Annotated in this window: 5 protein-coding genes; 3 read left to right on the top strand and 2 right to left on the bottom strand. The window is 52.5% G+C overall.

Annotation, left to right across the window (positions count from 1 at the left end; genetic code table 11):
- Nucleotides 1-129 precede the first annotated feature (129 nt).
- Nucleotides 130-768 carry a DUF484 family protein gene (locus tag ACRC1E_RS14680; protein ID WP_438515848.1) on the bottom strand — a complete coding sequence of 213 codons (639 nt, stop codon included), beginning with the start codon at nt 766-768 and terminating at the stop codon, nt 130-132.
- Nucleotides 769-779: 11 nt separating this feature from the next.
- The gene (gene dapF / locus ACRC1E_RS14675; protein WP_438515847.1) at nt 780-1,610 is read right to left on the bottom strand and encodes a diaminopimelate epimerase; all 831 of its coding nucleotides are present in this window, start codon (nt 1,608-1,610) and stop codon (nt 780-782) included.
- A gap of 112 nt (nt 1,611-1,722) precedes the next feature.
- On the opposite strand from dapF, the gene ACRC1E_RS14670 reads away from it, so the two are divergent.
- The 3 genes from ACRC1E_RS14670 to ACRC1E_RS14660 are packed head-to-tail and all read left to right on the top strand — an operon-like array spanning nt 1,723 to nt 3,679.
- Nucleotides 1,723-2,337, top strand: coding sequence for a TetR/AcrR family transcriptional regulator (locus tag ACRC1E_RS14670; protein WP_438515846.1), 615 nt, complete (start codon nt 1,723-1,725; stop codon nt 2,335-2,337).
- 10 nt (nt 2,338-2,347) lie between these two features.
- The gene (locus ACRC1E_RS14665; RefSeq protein ID WP_438515845.1) at nt 2,348-2,821 is read left to right on the top strand and encodes a DUF4442 domain-containing protein; all 474 of its coding nucleotides are present in this window, start codon (nt 2,348-2,350) and stop codon (nt 2,819-2,821) included.
- Nucleotides 2,822-2,866: 45 nt separating this feature from the next.
- Nucleotides 2,867-3,679: a crotonase/enoyl-CoA hydratase family protein gene (locus ACRC1E_RS14660; protein WP_438515844.1), complete on the top strand. Its 813-nt coding sequence runs from the start codon at nt 2,867-2,869 to the stop codon at nt 3,677-3,679.
- The last annotated feature ends 242 nt before the right edge of the window (nt 3,680-3,921 follow it).

The following is a 3,921-nucleotide window of genomic DNA, read 5'->3' as shown; positions in this document are numbered from 1 at the left end:
TGCCATTTGTAGGTATCGCCCACTTTCATACGCCTGACGGGATGTGTAAGCAAATTACTACGGCGGCCTGAACGAACAGGCCGTGCAGCGTACAGATAGACAATACCGGCTAAACAAGCGTAAATTCAATTACTTACTTAGGCTTCGCCACAAAGCCTGCGACAGTATTTCACCGATATGCTGCAGGTAATCCGTCTCAAGCTCGGGGGTAAAGCGGTAGGCGTCATCACTAGCTATGACGAGAATCCCGAAAACATCACCATCAGGATGATGTAGCGCCAACTGGGCGAATGATTGCAGAACGGGTTGTGCGGGCAGGGATTCCAGAATGCAGCTAGCTGCATAAGGGCCGCAGCAGGGGGGGCGCAACTTGGCAGCCACTTTTTTAAAGCCTGCGTGACCTTGCAACGATGCAGGTATCTCGCCAGCTTCGCCCCAGAGGCGTATCAATACCCGGTCCAGCGAAAAATACCGGGAGAAGCAGCTCAATGCAGTGTCTACGAGCGCTTCTGTCGAGTCTTCGGCAAGCAGGCTCAGCGTCAGCTGGTGGATATTTCCGAGCAAAACGCTATTTTCACGTGCTTGCTGTTGCAACTGAGTCAGCTGGCTTTGTAGCGCCGCACGCTGGTCGCGCAATTGCTGGATCTGCCTTTCGGCAAAAGGAATAATGACTTGATTCTTGGGGTGGGCCCAGTTCAAAATCGCTGCATTTTGCAGTGCAAAGTCCGGGTTGGAACGCAAAAAATCCAGTACATCTTCAGCCTGCATCTCCGCATTCCTTATATATCAATTTCGCCAGTAAATACGGTGACCGCCGGGCCGCGCATATGCACAGCATGTCCGTCACCTTGCCAGCGGATGCTCAGGTCTCCGCCACGGGTATGAACCAGCACATTTTCGCCCAGCCAGCCTTGGCGTATTCCGGCGACAACAGCGGCACATGCTCCGGTGCCACATGCCAGCGTTTCGCCCGCCCCGCGCTCGTAGACTCTCAAGCGGATTTCATCACGCGAGAGCACTTGCATAAATCCCGCATTAACCCGCTCGGGAAAGCGGGGGTGCGACTCGATCAAGGGACCGAGTGTCGCAACGGCTGCGGTCGCCGCATCCTCAACGCGCAGCACCGCATGCGGGTTGCCCATGGAGACTGTTGCCACACTGTATTGGGTGCCTGCAACATCCAGTTGATAAGCGAGCGCCTCCGCTTCGGCAATGAATGGAATCCCGACCGGCAAAAACCGCGGATGCCCCATATCGACGGTGATCTGCCCCGCATCATCGATTTCAGGCACGATCACGCCACATGCGGTTTCAACCCTTATCCTGCGTTTGCTGGTCAGTTGTTGCTCGCATACAAACTTCACAAAGCAACGCGCACCATTGCCGCATTGGCCAACTTCGGAGCCATCACTGTTGTAAATGCGGTAGCGGAAATCGTTTTCAGCCGAGTGGGGCGGTTCAACCAATAAGAGCTGGTCAAAACCGATGCCAAAGTGGCGATCACCCAACTCACGTATGCGCGCAGCGCTCAGATTGATATCCTGGCGCACGCCATCAATCACAATAAAGTCATTGCCGAGGCCATGCATTTTGCTGAATTTGAGTTTCATACGTAAAAAATTTGAACGGGAAGATTGCACATCATAATCGATATACCTCCCCAATACACCGATTAAGACATGAGCATTGACAGCTTACTAACCGGTAAGTAAAGTCTTGCTTATGAACAAGCTATCCGGCACTAAAGGCGAAACCCACAAGAAGATTCTTGATCTGGCCGAGACCCTGTTGCTGACCCATGGCTACCATGCATTCAGTTATCAGCAAGTCAGCCAGGCTCTGGGCGTGCGCAACGCGGCGATCCACTATCATTTCCCGCACAAAACCGACCTAGGCGTCGCCTTGATTCAGCGCTATCGACGCCGCTTTACCCGTTTTATCGAAGCACAGCAGATGCTTGCCGCCGATGAGCAACTTGAGCGCTACTTTGAGCTCAGTGATGTCTATTTTCTCAGGAATAGACAAATATGCCCGAGCGGCGTGCTGTCAACCGAGTTCCCGCGATTACCCCAAGCCATGCAGTTTGAAGCCGAAGCTTTCATTGCCGATATGCGGACATGGGCTGTCAGCATTGCAGCAAGGGGCAGGGCGGAAGGGTGCATGCATTACCAGGGGGAGCCAGAAGCCATCGGCGCCGTATTTTTTTCTGCTTTGCAAGGCGCGCTGCAGCTTGCACGGGTAGATGGAAAAATCCTGGACACGGTCAAAATCCAGATCAGGGCGATGCTGGGCTTGCCCTCTCCCGAGCCACTAAGAGAAATACCAGATGTCACTTAAGAAAAACAGAATGAGCCGCATTGCGGAGAAGACACAATGCCTTCCCAAGACGATACGCACTTTTGTCTTGAGTCGTATTTTCGGCCGGGTTGTGCCGTTTCTGGCCACGTCAGGGCTCCACTTTGATGAAGTAGGCGCGCAAAAAATGGTGGTATCCCTGACAAACCACCGCATGGTACAGAATCACATCAAGGGTGTGCATGCCGCAGCAATGGCTCTTTTGGCTGAGACCTCAACCGGTTTCGTGGTAGGCATGAATATGCCTGACGACAAACTGATGCTGCTCAAGTCGATGAACATTCACTACCTGAAGCGCTCGCAAGGTGACATGCGCGCGGAAGCCGTCCTCAGTGCCGCACAAATCGAACGGTTTCATACTGAAGACAAAGGGGATATCACGGTTACTGTCAGGGTGAGTGACGAGTCAGGCGAAGAACCTATTCGCTGCGAAATGGTGTGGGCATGGCTGCCAAAAAAGCACTAATTAAACCGATTGAATATGGACGTAATATACAAGGGGAAAATCGGAATGAATCTCACCACTATTGCACTCGAAGTTAGTGAAAATGTTGCCCATATCCGTTTTAATCGGGCCGATAAGGCTAACGCTTTAAACGAAGTCATGTGGCAAGAGTTGAAAGCAGCGTTGGAGTGGTGTGACGAAACTCCGGATGTCCGTGTTGCCGTATTGTCGGGAGAAGGGCGCCATTTTTGCTCAGGCATCGATCTGACGATGCTGATGGGGGTACAGGCGGCAGTAGCAGACAAATGCGAGGCCCGGAAGCGTGAAAAGCTGCGCAAGATGATTATTGACCTGCAGGATTGTGTTTCCAGCCTGGAAAATTGCAGTAAACCTGTAATCGCTGCAGTACATGGTGCCTGTGTAGGCGGCGGACTGGATATCGCACTGGCAGCTGATTTCCGCTACGCCAGCCAAGATGCAATTTTCAGCGTACGTGAAGTGGATATGGGCATGGTGGCTGATGTTGGCACCTTGCAGCGTCTGCATCATGTTGTCGGCCAAGGCATCACCCGTGAAATGGCGCTAACCGGGTGCGACGTGAATGCGGAACAAGCGTATGCATGGCAATTGGTCAACCGGGTATTCACGGATGCCGCCAGTACCGTTGATGGTGCTTTGAATGTGGCGCGCGCCATTGCCGCCAAAAGCCCAATTGCAGTACGAGGCAGTAAGCATGTGATTAACTACAGCCGTGATCATAGTGTTGCAGATGGGTTGCAATATGTAGCCACCTGGAATGCGGGCATGCTGATGTCTGAAGATATCCAGAAGGCCGTGATGGCCGGTATGCTCAAGCAGCAGGCTGAATTTCGCGATTGAAACAGCAAGAATAGAACTCGGTATCGCCGAGTTCTAACCACCATCTTAACTTCGCATAATGTACATTATGTCAAATAATGCATTATTCAGAAACCCGAGGCAGGCTCTGGATCACTACCACCTCAGCTCGGATTCACACCATTAGCACGAAGAGACGGCTCGCCGGATGGCGAACATCCACAGGCAGAAAAACCTTGCCTTAATTTTTTGCTTGGCCAGCACAACCCCAGCCCGTTTTTGCC

The organism is Craterilacuibacter sp. (assembly GCF_051659485.1).
Taxonomy (GTDB): domain Bacteria; phylum Pseudomonadota; class Gammaproteobacteria; order Burkholderiales; family Chromobacteriaceae; genus Craterilacuibacter.
This window is presented reverse-complemented; position numbering and strand designations above follow the sequence as displayed.

Bases quoted from the DNA above. Each gene is read 5' to 3' on its own strand.
- ACRC1E_RS14665 (WP_438515845.1), top strand. From the start codon at position 2,348: ATGAGCCGCATTGCGGAGAAGACACAATGCCTTCCCAAGACGATACGC.
- ACRC1E_RS14670 (WP_438515846.1), top strand. From the start codon at position 1,723: ATGAACAAGCTATCCGGCACTAAAGGCGAAACCCACAAGAAGATTCTT.
- dapF (WP_438515847.1), bottom strand. From the start codon at position 1,610: ATGAAACTCAAATTCAGCAAAATGCATGGCCTCGGCAATGACTTTATT.
- ACRC1E_RS14660 (WP_438515844.1), top strand. From the start codon at position 2,867: ATGAATCTCACCACTATTGCACTCGAAGTTAGTGAAAATGTTGCCCAT.
- ACRC1E_RS14680 (WP_438515848.1), bottom strand. From the start codon at position 768: ATGCAGGCTGAAGATGTACTGGATTTTTTGCGTTCCAACCCGGACTTT.